This window comes from Frankia torreyi, from assembly GCF_000948395.1.
In the GTDB taxonomy this organism is placed as follows: domain Bacteria; phylum Actinomycetota; class Actinomycetes; order Frankiales; family Frankiaceae; genus Frankia; species Frankia torreyi.
Window position 1 is genome coordinate 31,983 of the sequence record NZ_JYFN01000025.1, and the last position, 19,186, is coordinate 51,168.

General features: G+C 71.6%; 19 protein-coding genes. 9 read left to right on the plus strand and 10 right to left on the minus strand.

Features of this window, described 5'->3' with window-relative positions:
- Positions 1 to 409: 409 nt before the first annotated feature.
- From FF36_RS40020 to FF36_RS16405, 5 genes are all read left to right on the plus strand, one after another.
- On the plus strand, positions 410 to 1,339 hold the full coding sequence (locus tag FF36_RS40020) for a metallophosphoesterase (protein WP_044885957.1): 930 nt from the start codon (positions 410 to 412) through the stop codon (positions 1,337 to 1,339).
- A gap of 1,078 nt (positions 1,340 to 2,417) precedes the next feature.
- The gene (locus FF36_RS16390; RefSeq protein WP_044885958.1) at positions 2,418 to 3,548 is read left to right on the plus strand and encodes a DegT/DnrJ/EryC1/StrS family aminotransferase; all 1,131 of its coding nucleotides are present in this window, start codon (positions 2,418 to 2,420) and stop codon (positions 3,546 to 3,548) included.
- A gap of 8 nt (positions 3,549 to 3,556) precedes the next feature.
- Positions 3,557 to 4,534, plus strand: a complete 978-nt coding sequence (locus tag FF36_RS16395) for an NAD-dependent epimerase/dehydratase family protein (protein ID WP_044886022.1) — start codon at positions 3,557 to 3,559, stop codon at positions 4,532 to 4,534.
- A 2-nt stretch (positions 4,535 to 4,536) separates the two neighbouring features.
- Positions 4,537 to 5,880, plus strand: a complete 1,344-nt coding sequence (locus tag FF36_RS16400) for an MGDG synthase family glycosyltransferase (RefSeq protein ID WP_082121968.1) — start codon at positions 4,537 to 4,539, stop codon at positions 5,878 to 5,880.
- A gap of 255 nt (positions 5,881 to 6,135) precedes the next feature.
- Positions 6,136 to 7,329, plus strand: coding sequence for a DMT family transporter (locus FF36_RS16405; protein ID WP_044885959.1), 1,194 nt, complete (start codon positions 6,136 to 6,138; stop codon positions 7,327 to 7,329).
- A 203-nt stretch (positions 7,330 to 7,532) separates the two neighbouring features.
- Here FF36_RS16405 and FF36_RS16410 read toward each other — a convergent pair whose 3' ends face one another.
- Positions 7,533 to 8,303: an NUDIX hydrolase gene (locus FF36_RS16410; RefSeq protein WP_110431464.1), complete on the minus strand. Its 771-nt coding sequence runs from the start codon at positions 8,301 to 8,303 to the stop codon at positions 7,533 to 7,535.
- A gap of 81 nt (positions 8,304 to 8,384) precedes the next feature.
- On the opposite strand from FF36_RS16410, the gene FF36_RS16415 reads away from it, so the two are divergent.
- Together FF36_RS16415 and FF36_RS16420 are read left to right on the plus strand one after the other, a co-directional pair.
- Positions 8,385 to 9,425 carry an SPFH domain-containing protein gene (locus FF36_RS16415; protein ID WP_044885960.1) on the plus strand — a complete coding sequence of 347 codons (1,041 nt, stop codon included), beginning with the start codon at positions 8,385 to 8,387 and terminating at the stop codon, positions 9,423 to 9,425.
- Complete coding sequence (locus FF36_RS16420) at positions 9,422 to 10,345, plus strand: NAD(+)/NADH kinase (protein ID WP_044885961.1); 924 nt, start codon at positions 9,422 to 9,424, stop codon at positions 10,343 to 10,345. The genes FF36_RS16415 and FF36_RS16420 overlap by 4 nt, the downstream gene beginning before the upstream one ends.
- Positions 10,346 to 10,549: 204 nt before the next feature.
- Here the strand turns inward: FF36_RS16420 and FF36_RS16425 are convergent, their stop codons facing one another.
- From FF36_RS16425 to FF36_RS16440, 4 genes are all read right to left on the minus strand, one after another.
- Entirely contained in the window at positions 10,550 to 10,771 is a 222-nt protein-coding gene (locus FF36_RS16425) for a hypothetical protein (RefSeq protein ID WP_044885962.1), read from the minus strand.
- A 794-nt stretch (positions 10,772 to 11,565) separates the two neighbouring features.
- Positions 11,566 to 11,755: DUF397 domain-containing protein (locus FF36_RS16430; RefSeq protein ID WP_242422555.1), on the minus strand; the 190-nt coding region annotated here is incomplete at its 5' end.
- Positions 11,756 to 11,804: 49 nt separating this feature from the next.
- Positions 11,805 to 12,665 carry a helix-turn-helix domain-containing protein gene (locus FF36_RS16435; RefSeq protein WP_044885964.1) on the minus strand — a complete coding sequence of 287 codons (861 nt, stop codon included), beginning with the start codon at positions 12,663 to 12,665 and terminating at the stop codon, positions 11,805 to 11,807.
- A 201-nt stretch (positions 12,666 to 12,866) separates the two neighbouring features.
- Entirely contained in the window at positions 12,867 to 13,142 is a 276-nt protein-coding gene (locus FF36_RS16440; RefSeq protein WP_044885965.1) for a hypothetical protein, read from the minus strand.
- A 196-nt stretch (positions 13,143 to 13,338) separates the two neighbouring features.
- On the opposite strand from FF36_RS16440, the gene FF36_RS16445 reads away from it, so the two are divergent.
- Positions 13,339 to 13,617: a hypothetical protein gene (locus FF36_RS16445; protein ID WP_044885966.1), complete on the plus strand. Its 279-nt coding sequence runs from the start codon at positions 13,339 to 13,341 to the stop codon at positions 13,615 to 13,617.
- Here FF36_RS16445 and FF36_RS16450 read toward each other — a convergent pair.
- From FF36_RS16450 to FF36_RS16460, 3 genes are all read right to left on the minus strand, one after another.
- The gene (locus FF36_RS16450; protein WP_044885967.1) at positions 13,605 to 14,765 is read right to left on the minus strand and encodes an SPFH domain-containing protein; all 1,161 of its coding nucleotides are present in this window, start codon (positions 14,763 to 14,765) and stop codon (positions 13,605 to 13,607) included. The two genes, FF36_RS16445 and FF36_RS16450, sit on opposite strands and share 13 nt — an antisense overlap.
- A 15-nt stretch (positions 14,766 to 14,780) precedes the next feature.
- A complete protein-coding gene (locus tag FF36_RS16455) occupies positions 14,781 to 15,020 on the minus strand; it encodes a hypothetical protein (protein WP_041938708.1) in 240 nt (79 codons plus the stop codon).
- Positions 15,021 to 15,334: 314 nt separating this feature from the next.
- Positions 15,335 to 16,306, minus strand: a complete 972-nt coding sequence (locus FF36_RS16460; RefSeq protein WP_044885968.1) for a helix-turn-helix domain-containing protein — start codon at positions 16,304 to 16,306, stop codon at positions 15,335 to 15,337.
- Between the two features lie 102 nt (positions 16,307 to 16,408).
- Between FF36_RS16460 and FF36_RS16465 the strand changes: the two genes are divergently transcribed.
- A complete protein-coding gene (locus FF36_RS16465) occupies positions 16,409 to 16,942 on the plus strand; it encodes a cupin domain-containing protein (protein ID WP_082121969.1) in 534 nt (177 codons plus the stop codon).
- A 7-nt stretch (positions 16,943 to 16,949) separates the two neighbouring features.
- Here FF36_RS16465 and FF36_RS16470 read toward each other — a convergent pair whose 3' ends face one another.
- Together FF36_RS16470 and FF36_RS16475 are read right to left on the minus strand one after the other, a co-directional pair.
- A complete protein-coding gene (locus FF36_RS16470; RefSeq protein WP_236705876.1) occupies positions 16,950 to 17,747 on the minus strand; it encodes a response regulator in 798 nt (265 codons plus the stop codon).
- Positions 17,747 to 19,171 carry a sensor histidine kinase gene (locus FF36_RS16475; protein WP_422615095.1) on the minus strand — a complete coding sequence of 475 codons (1,425 nt, stop codon included), beginning with the start codon at positions 19,169 to 19,171 and terminating at the stop codon, positions 17,747 to 17,749. Before FF36_RS16475 ends, FF36_RS16470 begins: the two co-directional genes overlap by 1 nt.
- Positions 19,172 to 19,186 lie beyond the last annotated feature (15 nt).

Below are 19,186 nucleotides of genomic sequence, written 5' to 3' on the forward strand. Positions count from 1 at the left end.
GCGCCGCCGGTCGTCGTCGACGACAAAACGCGGGACGGTACCGGCGGTCGGCACGTTCCGCGGAGATCCCCTCGATGCACGGGTTGCAGTCAAGCACCTCGCCGATTCCCGTGTGCGACGAACACGACGATCCGCGACGAAGCCCGCGCTTTCTGGTCCCGGTCTGGCCGCGGCGGACCAGGCGGCATTGCCCGTCGCCCTGATTGACTCTTTCTTTGCGACGATTGACCGGACTGGGGTGTTTTGCGCACCACCTGTCGGCACCAGGCCGAACCGGCGATGGTTCGCCGATTTTCGGGCGATTCGTGCCTTTGTGGCGGTCGAGGCCCGCCAGCCGGCGCCGTTGCGCCGCGGACCGCGGACCGCGGATCGCCCAGCAGCGCAACAGCGGACCGGGGATGCTGGTGGGATGCGATATGCCGTGCTTGCCGACCTCCATGGCCGGCCGGGGGCGCTGCGGCGGATTCTCGCCGCTGCCGCGGCGGCGGGCGCCGACGAGATCGTCTGCCTCGGTGACTACCTGGAGGCGAAGGTCCCGCGCCGCTTGCACGATCCCTCGCGGTTCTGGCCGCTGGAGCGGGTCGTCGACCCCGATCCGGCGCTGTGGGCGCGCCTCGCCGGCATCCGCCGGGTGCTGGGCAACCAGGAGCTGCGCATCCACGAGCTGCTGCGGCCCGAGCAGGTACCCGCCGACCTCGCCGCGCTGCTCGACGCGCCCGAGCGGGATCGTCTGCACGGCCTCGTGGGTCTGCACGGCCATCAGATCCGTTGGTCGACCGGCCGCGCCCAGCCCGCCGACGGCCCGGGCGAGCCGGTCGGGACGGCAGCCCACGGCGTCATGGACGGACGGGACCTGCTCGTGCCGGTCGCCGCCGACGTCCCCCGGGTGCCGGTCGTGGTGGTGGGGCACACCCACCAGGAGGCCATGTTCGAAATCGTCTGGTCGGACACCGCCCCCGACGGCGATGCGGCGGATGGCCCGGAGGCGGGGCTGGTGGGGCTGGCGGCAGTCGTGCGGGCGCTGCCTCCCATCGAGCCCGGTCGGCCGGTCTCGGTGCCTCAACCGGTCCCGGTGCCTCAACTGGTCCCGGTGCCTCAACTGGTCCCGGTGTTCCGGCCGGACCGCGGGGGCGGCCTCGCGGTCGTCGGCCCGGCAAGCGGACCATCACCCGTCCCCGGTCCGGGCGGCGCGGGTCCGGCCGGCACGGATTCCGCCGGTGTGGGTCCGGCCGGCGCTGCCACGCTGGTGGTCAACGTCGGGCCCGCCCGGGGCAAGCCGTCTCACTGGATGTTGTACGACACGGACCGTGGCGAGATCAGCTTCCAGCGGGCGGTTTGATAGCTAATCGTCCATTGTCAAGCACGTTGGGGCGTCGGAGGGCAAGAGTCGGATGTTAGAGACTTTGGTCCTGTCGCGTCCGACAGATGGGGGTCGTACACTTTCCCTTAGTCCCGGTGAAGTTCTGCACCTGCGTTCCCCCCGTACGCCAGGTGAGGTGGCTTCACCGGGACTTCTTGCGTGCGAGTGTGTGCGGAGCGTTCCCAACTCGGAGCGTTCCCAGGCCGGAGCGTTCGCCTCTGTCGGCGGTCGCGGGATGGCGCCGTGTCGCCGCCCACCCCCGCGGGGTGAATCCTGGCCCCCAGGTCCACGCGCCGACGCCCCCGTCCACGTCCGGCGACCACCGTCGGCGCGATCTCCCGGTGGTCGGCTGGCGCGCTGCCCGCCCCGCCGATCAGCCTCTCCCGGCGGATGTCCCCGATCGGGCGATCCCCGTCTCGCGGAGTGACACGTCACCGCGCCGGTCTGGCCAGGGGCCCCCGGTGAGTCAGGCCCGCCCCGCTCGCGACCGGTGGCGAGAGGGTGACTGACTGCCACAACGGGTATCGGAGGCGCGACGATGCCCCGTGCGCCCGGCGGCGTTCCGGACCGTCGGCAGGGAGGGAGGGGGGCACCCACGACCGATCACCGTCCGTCCTGGAGTGCGTGTCGTCGGCGATGTGGATGAACGACCCGACGGACGGCGTCGCTTTGCCGACAGGTTCGGCTACGTTCGGATAGATGTGAGATGTTTCGTAGATAACCAGTGTGGGCCGTAGCTGCGCCGTCGACCGGGGTCGATAGCCTGTTTTGGGCATGTACTGACAAAGCTGGGCGTTACATCCGGACGAGTTGGAGGGGGCGCGGTCGCGTCGGCGGGAGGCCGGCGTAATCCGGGGCCGTGGGGTCGCGAGGGTCGCGGCCGCCAGGGGAGTTCCGCATCACGGCGATGCCGTCTCGCGGATGCCCGCGGACCCGACATTGCGGCTGGGCCGCGGTGCCGGGCGACCGGGGTCCGCGCATCGGCGTGTCACCGCGATACGGGGCATCCGGAGCAGTGCCCGCTCACACGGATAACTCGGAAGGCAGGGGTGTACAGGTGCATGTCCCCGCGGCGCGCATCGTCTTCTCACCGGAGGATCGCGCGGAGATCGCGTCGGCCACGATCGAGATCCTTTCCACCGGCGCGATGACCTTGGGTGCTCATACCGACGAATTCGAGGCGGCATTCGCCGCCGCTCACCGGGCCCCGTTCGCGGTGGCCGTGAGCAGCGGCACAGCCGCACTAGAGATCATTCTCCGAAGTCTGGACGTTCAGGGCGCGGACGTCGTCGTTCCCACCAACACATTCGCCGCGACGGCCTTCGCGGTACTCCGGGCCGGGGCCACCCCGGTCTTCGCGGATGTGAGTCCGGACACCTTCGCGTTGACCGTCCGTGACGTCGAGGCGGTCGTGACTCCCAACACCCGGGCCGTGGTGCTGGTGCACATCGGCGGACTGATCGCGCCGGATGTCGCCGAGCTGGCGGCGTTCTGCGCCGACCGGGGCCTCGCGCTCGTCGAGGACGCGGCGCACGCCCACGGCTGCCGCCACGGTGAGGGATACGCCGGCTCCTTCGGGGTGGCGGGCGCGTTCTCGTTCTATCCCACCAAGCTGATCACCAGTGGCGAAGGCGGGATGATCGTCACCGCCGACCCGGCCATCCACGAGGCCGCGCTGATCTACCGCGACCAGGGCAAGGCGGGCTTCCTCGGCAACACCCACATCAAGCAGGGCTACGCCTGGCGTCTCAGCGAGATGCACGCCGTCGCCGGCAAGGTGCATCTGCGCCACCTCGACGAGTTCCTGACGACCCGTGCCGCCGTGGCCGCCCGCTACGATGCCGCCCTCGACGCCCTCGACGGCGCCGGCCGCCTGCGGGTGCCCGCGGGCGACGTCTGCAACTACTACAAGTACATCGTGCTGCCCCGACCCGGCATCGACCGGGCGCGGCTGAAGAAGGAGCTCAAGGAGCGCTACGGGGTCTCGCTCAGCGGTGAGGTCTACGAGGCGCCGCTGCACCAGCAGCCCGTGTTCAGCGACTACGCGGGCCGCTCGCTGCCGGTCGCGGAGGACCTGTGCGCCCGGCACGTGTGCCTGCCGATCCATTCCGACATGACCGACGCGGAGGCTGACCACGTGGTCACCTCCTTCGCCGCCGCGCTGGCGAGCCTGGACCTGGACGGGTGAGCGTGAGCATGAAGATTGCCGTTACCGGAGGCTCGGGGTTCATCGGCAGCCACGTCGTGGACCGGCTCCTCGACGCCGGCCACGACGTCCTCTCCCTCGACGTCGACTCTCGCCCGAGCGACCCGCGGGCGACCAGCCGGCAGGTCGACGTGCTCGATCTGCCGGGGCTGACCGCGGCGCTGGCCGGGGTCGAGGCGGTGTTCCACGTCGCCGGGATGTCCAATGTGGACTTCGCCTACGCCGACCCGGCGCGCACGGTGCGTCTCAACGTCGAGGGCACCGGCAACGTCTGCGAGGCGGCCCGGCAGGCCGGCGTCGGGCGGGTGCTGTTCGCCAGCACCGTGTGGGTCTACGGCGCGGTCGGGGAACGGGCGGATCCGGCGCCGCTCACCGAGGACGCCGAGATCACCCTCGGGCGCGCCGGCCACGTCTACACCTCGACGAAGCTCGCCGCCGAGCTGCTGCTGCACAGCTACCAGCAGACCTACGGGCTGCCCTTCACGATCCTGCGCTACGGCATCCCCTACGGCCCCGGCATGCGCGACGAGCTGGTGCTGGCCCGGTTCGTCCGCAAGGCGCTCGACGGCGAGTCGCTCACCGTCGCCGGCGACGGGCAGCAGTTCCGCAACTACGTGTTCGTCCGCGACCTCGCCGATGCCCACGTGCTGGCGCTGCGGCCCGAGGCGGAGAACGCCACCATCGCCCTGGAGGGCGCCGAGGCGGTCAGTGTGCTGGAGATGGCGCAGGCGGTGTGCCGCCACTTCCCCGGCACGGCGATCGAGCACGTGCCGGCCCGGCCGGGCGACTTCCGGGGCCGGGAGGTGTCGGCGCAGCGGGCGCTGGAGCTGCTGGGCTGGCGACCGACCACCCCGTTCACGGACGGGGTACGGCAGTACATCGAGTGGTACCTGGCAAACCGACGGCCCCCGGCGCAGGCCGTCCAGCCCGTCGACGACCTAGACGTCTCCGCGGCGTCCTCGGAGTAACCATGGCGCAGATCGGCGGTATCACGGTGAGCGGACCATCCGACAACGGCGATCCGGCGGCGACCGTCGCCCCCCCGACCCGACCCTCCACGGAGGGTCGGCCGGCGGGGGTGGCCTCGGCGGTCGGGCGTCCCGGCGACGACAAGGCGCCCGACCGCGGCGGACCGGTGATCAACGGCCTCGCGGTGGAGGAGGCCGCGGCCGCGGCCCTGCTCGCCGGGGCTGGGGCACGACAGCCGGCGACTCGTCGCGGATCGGCGCTGCTGCTGTCCGGCTCGCTGGGCATGGGGCACGACGTCATGGCCGAGGCGTGCGGGGCGTCGCTGGCGCGGCGCGGGTTCACCGCCCGGACCGCCGACAGCCTGCGCATGCTCGGCGGGCGCAACGGCTCCCGTGGGGAGAAGGTCTTCCGCGGGATGATCGCCGTGCCGGGCCTCTACGACGCCGTGCACTTCTCCCAGATGCGCACCGGCGGCCGGTTGGCCCTGGCGATCGAGCGGGCGTCGAGCCGCTACGTCGTCCCGGCGCTGCGCCAGGAGCTCACCGAGCAGCCGACCGATCTCGTCATCTCCATCTTCGCCACCGGCGCCGCGGCGACCAGCCGGGTCAAGCCGGAGTTCCCCGGCCTGGTCACCGCGGTGTTCTCCACCGACTGTTGCGTGCACCGGCTGTGGGTGCACGACAACACCGACCTGTACCTGGTCACCTCGCAGACTGCCGCTCGCTACGTGCGGCGGTTCGCGCCGGGTGCGCTCGTCTCGGTCGTGCCCACCCCCGTGCGCGAGCCGTTCTACGACCCGCCCACCCAGGAGGAGGCGCGCGCGGCGCTCGGCATCCCGGCCGACGCCCCGTGTGTGCTGCTGATGTCCGGCTCCTGGGGGCTCGGGCCGCTGGTCGAGGGTGCCGCGGCGATGGCCGCGGCGGGGATCTACGTGCTCGCGGTGGCCGGGCGGAACAAGCCGCTGGCGGCGCGGCTGACCGCCCTGGCCGAGCGGCAGCACAAGGTCATCCCGTTCGGCTTCACCGACCGCATCCCGGCGCTGATGGCCGCCAGCGACCTGGTCGTCACCTCCTCCGGGGACACCTGCAGCGAGGCGCGGGTGATCGGCCGGGACCTGCTGCTCATCGACGTCGTGCCGGGGCACGGCCGGGACAACCTGCAGAAGGAGCTTGAACGCGGGCATGCCGAGGTCACCAACACCGACCCGGTGTCGCTGACCCGCTCCGCGCTCGCCTGCCTCGACCGGGTCAAGCCCCCCTCGGACCGGGTGGCGATCGGGCCGCAGGCGTGGGAGCAGGCGTTCGGCTCGGCGCTGGCGCAGATCGGCTTCGGTGCCCACTGGTGATTCGGTGCCCACTGGTGAGACGCGTCGGCGGTGGGACGCAGCGGCGTCGGGCGGGCGCGCGTCCGGCCCGGGACGTTCCACGCGGCCCCCGGTGTTGACTCGGTCAGAGGTTGTCATCTCGGGTGTGGGCCCGGAGTGGCGGGGGACGAGTGAGGCGGCCAGCGCATGGGCAGGGGCAGGGTCAGGGGGATCCCGGCATGAACGGCGGGATCCGGACGCGAACGACGGCACGCCCGTGACCAGGATGGCGCGCGTATGAGCAAGGCGTTGGCGCTCGGCCTGCCCACCGCGATGGTGTCGGCCGCGCTGTACGGGGTCGCGCCGCTGGTGCAGGCGCGGGCCGCCCGGCGCGAGGAGGAGAGTTCCGGCCTGGGGCTGGGACTGCTGGCCCGGCTGGTGCTGCGCCCGTTGTGGCTGCTCGGGCTCGCCGTCGAGGCGGCCTCGTTCCTGCTGGAGGTCTACGCCCTCTCGGTCGCGCCGGTGGCGATGGTCGCCCCGGTGATGGCCCTCGATATGATCATCTTCACGTTACTGGCCCAGCGGGTGCTCGGTGAACGGATCAGCCTGACGGGCTGGCTGGGCGTCGGCTCGATGGTCGCCGGGGTCGGCCTGCTCGCCTACGCCTTCGCGCGCCGTGCCGAGGTCGGCAGCGCGGCCAGCACGGACGTCCTGCTGGCCTTCCTCGTCCTCGGCCTGATCTTCGCGCTGGTGTGCGCGTTCCTTGCGAACGTCGCCGCCGCCCGGAACATGATCGCCGGCGCGGCGTTCGGATTCGGCGCGGCCGCCGGCGTCTGCTATGCGATCGCCACCCTCGCGACCCGTCAGATCGGCCTGGCGGTCAACGATCGCCGCGAGGGCCAGTCCGCGCTGGCCGACCTGCTCACCACCCCGACGCCGTACGTCCTCGTGCTGTTCTCCGTGCTGGCGCTCGGTCTGCAGCAGCGCGGGCTGCAGGGCCGGGCGGCGGTGATCGCCTTCCCCGTGACCAGCGGGGTGTCCGCCTTCCTGCCGGTCACCCTGGGGCTGACGCTGTTCGGCGAGCCGGCCCCGGACGGCGCCCATCGGGTGGCGTTCATCGTCGCGATGGTGATGGTGGCCGCCGGCATCGCCGCCCTCGGGCGCGACCGGATGGCGGCCAACCGTTCCGTGGACGAGCTGGAGGGCGCCGCGGCGCGCCCCGACGGGCCGGATCCAGGCCGCCCGGATCGGGCCCGGCCGGATTCGAAGCGGGCTGATTCCGACCGGCTGGACCCGGAGCGGCTGGACCCGGAGCGGGTGGACCTGGAACGCGTGGACCTGGAACGCGTGGACCTGGAACGGGTCGATCCGAGGCGCTCCGAGCGGGTGGACTCCGACCTCGGGCGGCGTTCTCGCCACGGCGACGACCCGTGGAAGCCACCGGGCCGGGGAGACGGCGGGCCTGGCGCCGCGCTGCGGGAACTCGGCTGACCCGCAGGGGCGCCTGGCCGGGGCGACGAACTGTCACCAACGGCGCGGACCGGCACGGTCGTTAACGCTGATGGCATGAGCCTAAACTTATAGTGACGCCGCATGTGCTTTCGGTGAGATAGTCGAGGTGGCCGGCCGCCCGGGTTCACCCCCCGATCGCCCGGGCGCCCGGCCGTCTCCCGCCCGCGGCAACCTATGCCCGCTCAGGGTAGCCGCGGGACGGGCCGGAGCATCGCGGGATGCAGCACCGTGGCGTCGCCCCGGCGGTACAGCTCCGCGGGCCGGCCGCCGTCCCGGGTCGTGAAGCGCCCGGTCGGGACGAGGAAGTCCGCGGTCCCGGTCACCTTGCGGTGGAAGTTGCGGGGGTCCAGCCGCGAGCTCCAGACCAGCTCGTAGATCCGGCGCAGCTCCGCCACCGTGAACTCGCCTTCGCAGAAGGCCGTCGCCACCGCGCTGTACTCGATCTTCGCTCGGGCGCGTTCCAGCCCGTCCGCGAGGATCGCCGCATGGTCGAAGGCCAGCCCGGACCCGCCGCCAGCGGTCGAGACCGGCTCCCATCGGCTCGCGGCGGCGTCCGTGCCGGCGATCGGCGTGCGCGACTGTGGCGCGAGCGCCAGGAACGCCACCGTGACGACCCGCCCGCGGGGATCGCGATCCGGCGCGCCGTAGGTCGCGAGCTGTTCGAGATGCGCCGGCGGGTGGCGTAGCCCGGTCTCCTCGGCGAGCTCCCGCACGGCCGCCTCGGCCAGATCCTCCCCCGGCCGGACGAAGCCGCCCGGCAGGGCCCAGCGGTCCCGGTAGGGCTCGATCCCGCGGCGCACCAGCAGCACCTGGAGCTGCTCCTCGCGGACTGTCAGCAGGACCAGATCGACGCTGAGCGCGACCGGCACGACGTCCGGCGGCAGCCTGCCCGCTGCGCCGCCGCCGTTGGCGTGGGCGGTCGTGGCGGCGGATGACTCCAGTGGGGACGGCATGCGGGGAACCATACTCGTCAGGTTGACGAGAACTGCGATCCCGGTTTATCGTCATGTCGACGATAAAGAGAGGACCTTCTCATGGCGGACATCAGCCGGGCGCCGTTCCTGTGCCACCTGCGGGGCACCCCCACCGCGTACATCCGCCACCAGCGCGGCACGGCCGTCGCCCACGAGGGTGTCGGCCTGGTCTTCTGGTATCGGCCGCGCACTGCGGTGATCAGTGAGGTGCCGGTCGACGACCGGGAGCTCGCGGTGCTCTTCCACGCGCGGACCGCCGACTTCCAGGACGTCGCGGTGCAGGCCACCGTCACCTACCGGATCGCCGACCCGGTGCTGGCCGCCACCCGCCTCGACTTCGGTATCGACCCCGAGCTCGGCACCTGGCGGGAGAAGCCCCTCGACCAGCTCGCCGGGATGATCAATGAGTCTGCCCAGCAGTACGCCTCGGACCTGCTCGCGCGCACGTCGCTCACCACCGCCCTCGCCGAGGGGGTGCCGGTCATCCGGGCGCGGGTGACCGACGGCCTGCGCGCAGATGCCCGCCTGGTCCAGACGGGGGTGAGTGTGGTCGGGGTGCGGGTGGTCGCCGTCCGCCCGTCGCCGGACGTGGAGAAGGCGCTGCGCACGCCCACCCGCGAACAGATCCAGACCGAGGCCGACCGGGCCACCTACGGCCGCCGCGCGCTCGCAGTCGAGCAGGAGCGGCGCATCGCCGAGAACGAGCTGCAGAGCAAGATCGAGCTGGCCGTGCGAGAGGAGCGGCTCGTGACCCAGGAGGGCGCCAACGAGCAGCGCCGGATGACCGAGCAGGCGGCGGCGGCGCGCATCGCCGCCGCAGCGGAGGCGGAGCGGGCCGAGACGGCCGCCCGCTCGCAGGCCGAGCGGGTTCGGGTGGAGGCGGCGGCGCGGGCCGAGGCCGTGCGTCTGGTCGGGCAGGCTGAGGCCGACGCCGAGGCGGCCCGGGTCGCCGCGGTCACCGGTCTGGACACCTCGGCGGTGGTCGCGTTGGCGGTGCGGGACCTGGCTGACCATCTGCCCGCGATCGGGGCGCTCACCATCACCCCCGACGTGGTCACCGAGGCGGTCGCCCGGTTCGCCCGCGCCGGCACCCCTCGGTGAGCCTCGCCCCGCGCGCGGTGCTCGTGCACCGACGCACCGAGTACGCCGAATTGCTGGACCGGCACGGCACCCGCGGCCAGGCCGCGTTCTTCCTGGCCACCCGCGGGCGGGAGCTGGCCGAGGTGCAGGCCGCCCACGATGCCGCCGAGGCGGCCCGTCGGTCGGTCGCCGCGGCGATCCCGCCGCACTGGCGTCGCGGCGAGGTGGAGCGGTCCGACCTCGACCGGTTCCTGTTCGCTCCGGATGACGTGGTCGTCTGCGTCGGACAGGACGGGCTCGTCGCGAACGTCGCGAAGTACCTCGACGGCCAGCTCGTCCTGGGGATCAACGTCGAACCGACCCGCACGCCGGGTGTCCTGGTCCGGCACGCCCCGGGAGAGGCCGCCGCCCTGCTGCGCGCCGTCGAGGGATCGCCTGCGGACCCCGCCCGGGGGCTTGGTCGCCTGCTGCGCGAACTGACCATGGTCGAGGCCCGCTCCGACGACGGCCAGCGCCTCGTCGCGCTCAACGAGGTCTACGCCGGCCACCCCGGCCACCAGACCGCCCGGTACCGGTTGCGGGTTCCCGGCGGGGGCGCCCCGGTGACCGAGCGGCAGGCGTCATCCGGGCTGCTCGTCGGCACCGGCACCGGTGCGACGGGCTGGTGCCGCTCGGTGTGGGCGCAGCGGCGCAGCGAGCTTTCGCTCCCGGCGCCGACCGCCGGCGCGCTGGTCTGGTTCGTCCGCGAGGCATGGCCGTCACCGGCCACGGGCACCACCTGCACCGAGGGCCGCCTCGCCGGGCCGGCGCGGCTGGAGATCCTGGTGGAGGCCGATCGGATGGTCGTGTTCGGCGACGGCATCGAGACGGACACGATCGAGCTGTCCTGGGGGCAGCAGCTCACCGTCGGCGTGGCCGATCGTCGCCTACGCCTCGCCTAGCACGCACCTCGACGACGGTGCACCTCGACGACGGTGCACCTCGACGACGGTGCACCTCGACGACGGTGCGCCCCGACTGTCAGCCGCGGCGGCGAGCCCGGCGGCCTGGCCGGGAGGTCCAGGGGCGGCCAGGCCGGCGGACTGCGCCGGTCGCGGACGGGCCGGCCGGCGGACGACGCCGCCCGCCGGGCCTGGGCCGGCCCATCACACGCCGAAGCGTTCGAGAGCCTTGCGTACCCGGAGGTTCGCCTGCGCAAAGGTGATCTTCCCGTCCACGTACGCCGACAGTGCCGCGCGCCGAACACGTTCGACGCGCTGATCTTTCATCGGGGTGTTGAGCAGGTTGGTCGTGGCGGTGGCCACGGCAATCACCTCCCAGTGGCAGGGGAACAGGATGGTGCTACGCGTATGGATCTCGGAAGCCATGCCCGCAACCAGGGATCCGTCGGGGAAGCCGAATGCCCGGCGGATCCTGAGGTGGACCGACCGTGATCAGGCGTGAGGGAGTGCCCGGGGTGCGGGCGGGATGCGCCGTCCTCAGCTAGGACGGCGACGGGATGGCGGCTCCGCCGGCCACCGAGCCTGCCCGAGGCCCCCCCGCCGGCGGGCGACAACACGCGGCAGTGAGGACTGAGGCCGTACGCGCGGCCTGGTGGCCGCCGGGGTCGAGCGCCGCCAGCGACGCGGCCACCCGGACCGTGGCGTCGCGGTGCTGTACGCGGGTAGCCGTACCGTCAAATATGATCACAACGACTGCCCTCCTCCGCGTTGGGCGGGCATTCGCAGCCCGCGTGGCCCGTCCAGTGGGCGAAGGTGGCCGAGCGTCGTCCCATGCCGCCACGGCGCCGGGAGCGTCCGGTCCGCCTGCCCACCCTGCGCGATGGACGCCGCGGACGTCGTGCCCCGGAAATGCCACGACCACAACGGGACGAACACTTGAACAACGAGGACCGACTGAACATCTACAAGAGTGCGCGACCGGGGGGCGTTGCGCAAGAGCCAACCGGCATGTCGAGCGGCCGCCACCGCGCCGTCATGACAGGAACCTCGACCCGGTCGGGGTGGGAACGTCGACGTTGATCGGATCGTTCCGCCCCCTCCATCGGCGGCCGTTCCCGGCCCAGCGATCCCCCACCGGCCCGGGCGCATCCGGTGGAGGCGTCCGGGCCGGACCTGGCGCTGTCGGGCGCGGGGGGAGCGCAGGCTCGGACCAGGGCGGGTCAGGCCTGGCGGACCCGGGTTCGGTCGAACTCGCCGTCCCGCGCGCCGGCCAGGAAGGCGTCCCACTCGGCCGCGGAGAAGGCGAGCACGGGACCGCTGGGGTTCTTCGAGTCACGCACCACGATGCCCTCGCCCAGGGGAGCGACCTCCACGCACATGCCCCCCGCTCCGTTGCTGTAGCTGCTCTTGNGCCAGGCCAGCTCGGCGGGACCGCCCAGATCGGGCTTCGCAAATCTGGTCATTTGAGTTCCTTTGCGACGGAAATTATCATCTGTCTGGATTCTTCTGGCCGCAGGGCGGCGGCCAGAAGGTGATTCATCTTCAACTTATAGCGCCGGACTTCGGCGGCACGCTCGATGTAAAGGCTGCCGGCCGCCTCTTCTATATAGACCACTTCGTGGTCTTCCGAATCGGGGAATCCGAGTATGGAAAACGCGCTGCCCAGGCCGGCGTGTGCGCCGACCGCGAACGGCAGGACCTGGATTGTCACATTCGGGAGTTCGGACCGTTTGGCGAGGAAATCGAGCTGATCGCGCATGACCGCCCGACCGCCGATCTCCCGGCGAAGCACCGCCTCGTCCAGAATCACCCAGAGCCGGGGATGGTCGGGGGCGGTGAGCCGACGCTGCCGGTCCATCCGCAAGGCAATCTTGCGCTCGACCTCCTCCTCGTCGGCCTCCGGGTCATCGGCCCGGATGACCTGCCGGGCGTAGTCTCCGGTCTGGAGCAGCCCATGGACGAGCTGGGACTCGTACACCTGGATCGACGCCGCGTCACCCTCCAGGCCGATGTAGATCTCGAACCAGGCCGGGACGACATCGTGGTAGGAGTGCCACCAGCCGTGCCGGCGGGACTCCCGGGCCAACGCCATCAGGGCGTCGCGCTGCTCACCCTCCGTAACACCGTACAGGTTGAGCAGGTCCGACACGTCGCGGGTGCGTACCGGCACCCGCCCGTTCTCCATCCGGCTGACCTTCGAGACCGAGCAGCGCAGCAGTTGGCACACCTCGTCGACCGAGACGTCCGCCGCCTCTCTCAGACGCCGTAACTCGGCGCCCAGCCGCCGACGCCGCACAGTCGGACCGCCGCTTGTGGCCATCGCTAGTCCTTCGGTCTGCTCGGAGTGATGGGTGCATCCTGCCACTGGATCGCCACTCCTCATACACAGTGCACTGCTATGGGTAGCGGAACTCTTACAGAAGCTCATGCAGACGGTCGAGGCAGGAGCCATGCCGCGAGTCTTGGTTTACTTTGAGTGGCGAGCACAACCCGCTGGGTGAGAACTTGGTACGGTGAGGAATCACGGGGAGTAGTCGATGGCGATCGCGCGGGGTCCGAGGCGTCGATCCGGCGACCATGCCTGGACGACCGGCCGGGCGGCGTCGGTCCTGCTGCACGCCCCCACCCCTGCGTCCACCCCTGCCACCCCGTCCATCCCCGCCACCCCGTCCGTTCGGGACTTTCGGGCGGCCACGCCCATGGCGTGGCCCGCCATCGCGAGGGCTGTGGCTTCGCGGCCGGCGATCAGGCGGTCCACCGCCACGCGGTCGGCGGCGACCAGACGGTCGACGACCACGTGGGATGTCGGCGCGCTGGCCGGCGGCGGTGAGGGCGGACGTCGACCGCCGGCTCCGGGCGGGTGGGCGTCGAGCCCCGCCCGGAGCCGGCCAGCCCACCATCGCGGGTCGGATCGACGCCTCCCCGGGCGTGACCGCGCACCGTGGACAGCTCCACGGTTCTCATTATTCGGTAATTGGCTGAAAGGCGTGACAATGGCGACTCGCCGATTCCAGGTCTACGACGGCGATGGCGAACTGGTGGCCACCTTCCTGGAGTGGGAGGCGGCGCACTCCTGGGCGCACCGTCGCGCCGGCGAAGCAGGGACCCGAAATCCTGTTCAGGTCGAGGATCGGGTTGAGCGGCGGACCTGGACGATCGAGGCCGATCAATGCCGGCTCACGGTGTGGCGGCGCCGCGTGGAGTACGGATACTGCGGCCGGCCGGAGGCGCGTCCCGTCGCTGCCGGCCGTAAGCACGTCTACGTCTCCTGAACGGGCCTGGCGGTCGCGATGCCGGGGTGTTCGGCGCTGGCGGCGGTCTCCTGGCCGTCGGCGGCGTAGGCCGGCTGCCGGACGCCCGCGCGCAGGGCCTCGAAGATGGCCACGCCCTGCCCGACGAGTCCGCTGGCGATCTCACCGATGCCCTCGGCGCCGTTGAGCACCGTGACGTTCGCGCCCGCCAGCCCCGAGGCTGCCTGCCGGACGATCTCCGGAAGCTGGTCGATGAGCATCCGGTCGAGTGCAACCCGGTTGTGCGACGCGGCGGCCTCCGCCTGGATCCTCATCTTCTCGGCCTCGGCGAGGGCGAGGACGCGGACCCGCTCGGCCTCCGCCTCCGCGGGCTTGACGACCTCGGTGACGAGCTGCTGCTGGCGCAACTGAGCCTCGCGTTCGGCCAGCTCGGTCCGCGCCGCGGTCACCGCCACCTCCGCCTGGGCCTGCGCAAGCGGCCCGGCCTGTGCGGCCTCGGCCTGGGCTCGGTCGATCTCCGCTCGGTACTGGGCCTGGACGATGGAGGTCTGCCGGGCGTACTCCGCCTGCGCCCGCTGCGAGCGCTGCTCGGCCTCGGCGGCGGCCTGGTTGGCCTCGGCCTGGGCGATCTGCGCCTGGCGCTGGATGGCGGCGTTGTGCGGCGCCGCGATCGCCGCGATGTAGCCGAGTCTGCCGTCGTCGATGGACTGGATCTGCAACGCGTCGACGGTCAGCCCGATCCGGGCCATCTCCGCCTTGGACCCGTCGAGTACCTCGGTGGCGAGCTTCTGCCGGTCGCGGATGATCTCCTCGACCGTCATCGAGCCGATGATCGAACGCAGGTGGCCGGAGAAGATCCGCCCGGTCAGCACGGCCATCTGGCCCTGGTCGGACAGGAAGCGCTGGCCGGCGTTGACGATGCTCTCGCTGTCGTTGCCCACCTTGAAGGCGATCACGGCGCGGACGTTCAGGGAGATGCCCTGGTAGGTGACGCACGTCTCCGTGACCTCGGCCTCGCACATCGCCAGGGTCAGGAAGCGCACCTTGCGGAAGAACGGCAGAATAAATCCGCCGTGACCGGTGACCACCTTGAAAGGCATCCCACCGCGGTTCTTCCCACCCGAGATCAGCATCGCCTGGTCGGGTGCGGGGACTCGGTAACCAAACACGCCGCGAACCTTTCGTCAGAGATCGCCGCCGAAGACGGCGGCGGGATCCAGCCACGGCACCACCTCGACGGTCCGAGGCCCGCGCGTCCCGATGACCAGCACGGATGCGCCCTTGGGTAGCGGAGTGTCGGACAGCGCGAGGAAAGTTTCGATTCCGCCGCGGACCCGCACCACCACCTCGCCCGGCCCGGCGTCACCCCGGGTGCCCACGATGAGCGCGCCGACGCGGCCGATGACGGACGGATCGCCCACCATCCTCGAACCTCCTCCTCGCACGCGGCGGGCGCGGAAGGCCATGGCTGAACGGTCGTTGCAGGCGAGAAGAGACTACAAGTCGCCATCCTTGGGATCAGGGGCTTGTCGCTGTCGACTTCTGTATTGACCAAACGCTGATCGTCTGGAGCAGCCCGATCGGCGCTGGCCGCATATTCGCCCGCCCCGCGGACCGTCCCCGCGCCGCCTCGCGGACCGTCCCCGCGCCGCCTCGCGGACCGTCCCCTCCTCGTCACACGACCGTTCCCGAGCCGGCTTCCTGACCTGCTCGGCCCCTTCCTGTCCGCTCCCTCCGCTCAGCCGCTGTTCGCCGGATTGGCCAGTCCTGGCGCCGGCCGGGCCGGCCCGAACCGACGCAGGTAGGCGGTCGGCGTGAGGCCCGTGCGTCGGCGCAGCGCTACCCGCAGACTCGTGGCGGTCCCGAGGCCACTGGCCCGGGCCACGAGATCGAGGCGATGTTCTCCGCGTTCGAGCAGCCGGCAGGCCAAGGCGACCCGTTCGGCGGTCAGCCACGCCAGTGGAGTGACGCCGAGCTCGGCGCGGAACCGACGGTGCAGCGTGGCCGGGCTGACCGCGGCCTGGCTGGCCAGGTCGGCGATCGCCACAGGTCGGTCGAGCCGCTGGCGGGCCCAGTCCAGCAGCGGCGCGAGGGAGGTGTCGGGCACGATCGGTACGGGCCGTTCGATGAACTGCCGCTGCCCGCCGTCGCGGTGCGCTGCGTAGACCAGCCGTCGGCTGACCATATTCGCAACCTCGGCTCCATGATCACGGCGGATGAGGTGCAGCCCGAGGTCGAGGGCGGCGGCGCTGCCCGCGGCCGTGCACACGTCGCCGTCGTCGACGAACAGCACATCAGGTTCGAGCCGTACCTCGGGGTAACGGCGGGTGAACAGGTCGGCCCACCGCCAGTGGGTCGTGGCCCGGCGATCATCGAGCACCCCTGCGGCGGCGAGGGTGAACGTCCCCGTGCAGAAGCTGACCAGGCGGGCCCCGCGGTCGCCGGCCGCCCGGATCGCGGCCAGCACCGACGGTGGCGGGGCGACGAGCGGATCCGGGCGGTTCGGCACGATGACCGTGTCGGCTGCGGACACCGCGTCGAGCCCGGCGACGCCGGACAGGGTGAACAGTCCGCCATGCATGCGGATCTGCGGGGTAGGCGCGCAGAGCGTGCAGTCGTACCAGGGCCGGTCGAGCTCGGGGCGGCGCAGCCCGAACAACTCGGTGGCGACACCGAGCTCGAAGGGATTCGACCCGTCATCCACGATCACCGCGATCCGATGCGTTGGCGCGCGATCCGGTTGCGAGGATCCATGCGACATGTGCGATTCCTAGCGCTCGTCTATCTCTTTGTCGGGCGGGAGCATTCACGCATGACCGCCGAGCCAGTCTCCGGGCCCGACCGCCGCTCCGCACCCGCCGCCACCTCCGCACCCGCCGCCACCCCCGCGTCCGCCGGCTCCGCGCACGCTGTCCCTGAAGCAGCGGCTGCCGAGCCTCCGCGAGGTGCCTGGGCGAATCCGGTTGATCTCAAGGCCGCTTTCGACAGCTTCGAGGCGCTGTGGAGTCCCCGCATCGTCGCCCGGGTGAACGATTACGACATCCGCATCGCCAAGGTCGCCGGCGAGCATGTCTGGCACACGCACTCCGATACTGACGAGCTTTTCCTCGTGCTCGCGGGCACTCTGCACGTCGCCGTGCGCGACGAGCCTGGTAAAGGGGAGCGAGTCATCATCCTGAACCGGGGGGAGATCTTCGTCGTCCCGCGCGGTGTGGAGCACCGTCCCGCATCTCCGGCCGGCGCGTCGATTCTCCTGGTCGAACCGAGAGGCACCCTGTCCGTGGGGGACCGCCATGACCTGTTGCCCGACCACGTCGAGGCGACTACGGGGCATGCCCTCGCCTGAATCGTTCTCACGAGCGGTCCGATCCCGGCGCGAGCGGACCGGCGCCGGGGAATACCACGCCGGACTCGTACGCGGCGACGACGAGCTGCGCCCGATCGCGCGCCCCAAGCTTGGTCAGTAAGCGGCTGACATGCGTCTTGACGGTTGTGACGCCGACGAACAGCCGCCTGGCGATCTCGGAGTTCGACAGTCCCGCTGCAACCTGGATGAGCACCTCGCGCTCCCGCTCCGTCAGCCGGGTCAGCTCTTCGCCCCGGGCTGCGGGCCGCTGCGGCCGCTGGGCGAACTCGACGATGAGCCGCCGGGTGACGCTCGGGGTCAGCAGCGCGTCGCCGGCGGCCACGATCCTGATCGCGGCCAGGAGGTCCTCCGGGCGCGTGTCCTTGAGGACGAATCCGCTGGCGCCGCCACGCAGGGCCGCGAAGACATGTTCATCCTGATCGAAGGTCGTCACCACGAGGACGCGTGTCGCGGCAGTGCCAGGGTCCGCAGCAATGATCCGCATCGCCTCCAGGCCATCCATAATCGGCATACGGATGTCCATGAGAACGACGTCCGGGCGCAGGTGCCTGGCCAACCGCACCGCCTGGGCGCCGGTCCCGGCCTCCGCGATCACCGTGAGATCGGGAGCGGACTCGACCAGCGCCCGGAAACCGGCGCGCACCAGAGCCTCGTCGTCGGCGATGAGGACCCGGACGCGACCGTCGCCCGCCGACAACGGGCGGGATCCATAGTCGGAATCAGCGCGGTTACGGAGCCCATCATGGCTCTCCGCCGGTGTGGAGCCATCGGCTGTCACCATCATCAGCCTGTGTCCTGCCCGACGGGGCGTGGCCGGACAGGCACTGGCGGGAGCTCACAAGACCGATCCGCGATCATGGTGGCGGGTGAGACGGGAAACCGGGCCACGACCGCGAATCCCCCTCGTTCCTGGGGGCCCGCACTGAGCGTGCCGGCGAAGAGTTCCGCTCGCTCGTACATCCCGACCAGGCCCAGCCCGGGTCCTGATCCTCTGCCCGGCTCGGGTCGCCGCGAGGTTGGGCCAGGCGGCTCATCAGCCGGGTCGTGGCGCGCCTGATCGCTCCGGCGATCTGCCGGCGTCTCGTCGCTGTGATGATGCTCTGGGCCGCCCGGTGGGGGATGGCCGTCATCAACGATGCTCACGACCAGTTCCCGCGGCCCGTCGTGCACACTGACCTGGGCCTCGGCGGCGTTGGCATGCCGGACCACGTTCGTCAGTGCTTCTTGGACGATGCGGTACACCGAGGTCTCCAGGACCGGTAGATAGCAGCGCTCGGTGCCTGTGCGCCGGTATGACGTGCGGAACCCAGGTCGCTGCAGCCCGGCGACCAGATGGCCCAGGTCTGCGAGCTTCGGTTCGGTGACCCTGGCTGGCTCGTCAGCGCTGGCCTGTTCGCCAGCTCGCGCTGACTCGGTGCGCTCGGGGCGCCCGCCCGACGGGACCGCCTCATGCGCCCGGCCCGAGACCCCGGCAGGCTCCGCCTGCGGTCGCGTTGTCAGCGTCGCGTCCGATCGAACCGATGGCTCCCGGATCTCCTGGCGGGTACTGCGTAGGACGCGGCGCACCTCGTCGAGAGCCGAGCGGCTCGTCGTCTCGATCACGCTCAGTGCCTCGCGCGCCTCGCGTGGGTCCTCGAGCAGCCGGGCGACTCCGGAGCGGACCGCGATCAGGCTCAGAGTGTGCGACACGACATCGTGGACGTCTCGAGCGACGCGAAGCCGCTCTTCGGCGCGGATCCGGCGCTCCCGCTCCGTGGCCTCTCGGCGTGCCTCCAGCGCCAGCCGGGACCGGTAGCGGCGGCGGGTGCGGAAGGCATCGCCGACCAGCCAGGCCGCTGCGGCGATGAGTGCCTGGACCAGATCCTGTTCCTGATCGGGGTACAGCCGCATGGCGACGGCGGCGGAGACCGCAATCGCTGCGACCGCCGCGGTGGTCGCGGCCAGTGACATCCGTCTGGGGTGGTGATCGGCGACGGTGAGGACGGCAACGCCGAGCGCTGGCCCGGCGTTGCTGACCAACGGCGTGAAGCGGACCCCTGCGAACGCGGCCGTGCAGAGAACCGCGGTGACGCCGGCGAGCACCGGAAGCGGCCAGCGTCGGGCCGCGATCAGCGGCGCGGCGGCGAGTGCTCCGAACAGAAGGATGTGCGCGGTTGAGCCGTAGGCGTCAGCCCCAGGCGCGACCGTCGGAGTCAATGCGGCCGGCACACTGAACAGGGCGAA

Excerpts from the sequence above, each read along its gene's own strand:
- FF36_RS16405 (WP_044885959.1), top strand. The coding sequence starts at position 6,136 with ATGAGCAAGGCGTTGGCGCTCGGCCTGCCCACCGCGATGGTGTCGGCC.
- FF36_RS16395 (WP_044886022.1), top strand. The coding sequence starts at position 3,557 with ATGAAGATTGCCGTTACCGGAGGCTCGGGGTTCATCGGCAGCCACGTC.
- FF36_RS16455 (WP_041938708.1), bottom strand. The coding sequence starts at position 15,020 with ATGGTGGGCGATCCGTCCGTCATCGGCCGCGTCGGCGCGCTCATCGTG.
- FF36_RS16445 (WP_044885966.1), top strand. The coding sequence starts at position 13,339 with ATGGCGACTCGCCGATTCCAGGTCTACGACGGCGATGGCGAACTGGTG.
- FF36_RS16425 (WP_044885962.1), bottom strand. The coding sequence starts at position 10,771 with ATGGCTTCCGAGATCCATACGCGTAGCACCATCCTGTTCCCCTGCCAC.
- FF36_RS16470 (WP_236705876.1), bottom strand. The coding sequence starts at position 17,747 with ATGATGGTGACAGCCGATGGCTCCACACCGGCGGAGAGCCATGATGGG.
- FF36_RS16465 (WP_082121969.1), top strand. The coding sequence starts at position 16,409 with ATGACCGCCGAGCCAGTCTCCGGGCCCGACCGCCGCTCCGCACCCGCC.
- FF36_RS40020 (WP_044885957.1), top strand. The coding sequence starts at position 410 with ATGCGATATGCCGTGCTTGCCGACCTCCATGGCCGGCCGGGGGCGCTG.
- FF36_RS16435 (WP_044885964.1), bottom strand. The coding sequence starts at position 12,665 with ATGGCCACAAGCGGCGGTCCGACTGTGCGGCGTCGGCGGCTGGGCGCC.
- FF36_RS16410 (WP_110431464.1), bottom strand. The coding sequence starts at position 8,303 with ATGCCGTCCCCACTGGAGTCATCCGCCGCCACGACCGCCCACGCCAAC.
- FF36_RS16400 (WP_082121968.1), top strand. The coding sequence starts at position 4,537 with ATGGCGCAGATCGGCGGTATCACGGTGAGCGGACCATCCGACAACGGC.
- FF36_RS16415 (WP_044885960.1), top strand. The coding sequence starts at position 8,385 with ATGGCGGACATCAGCCGGGCGCCGTTCCTGTGCCACCTGCGGGGCACC.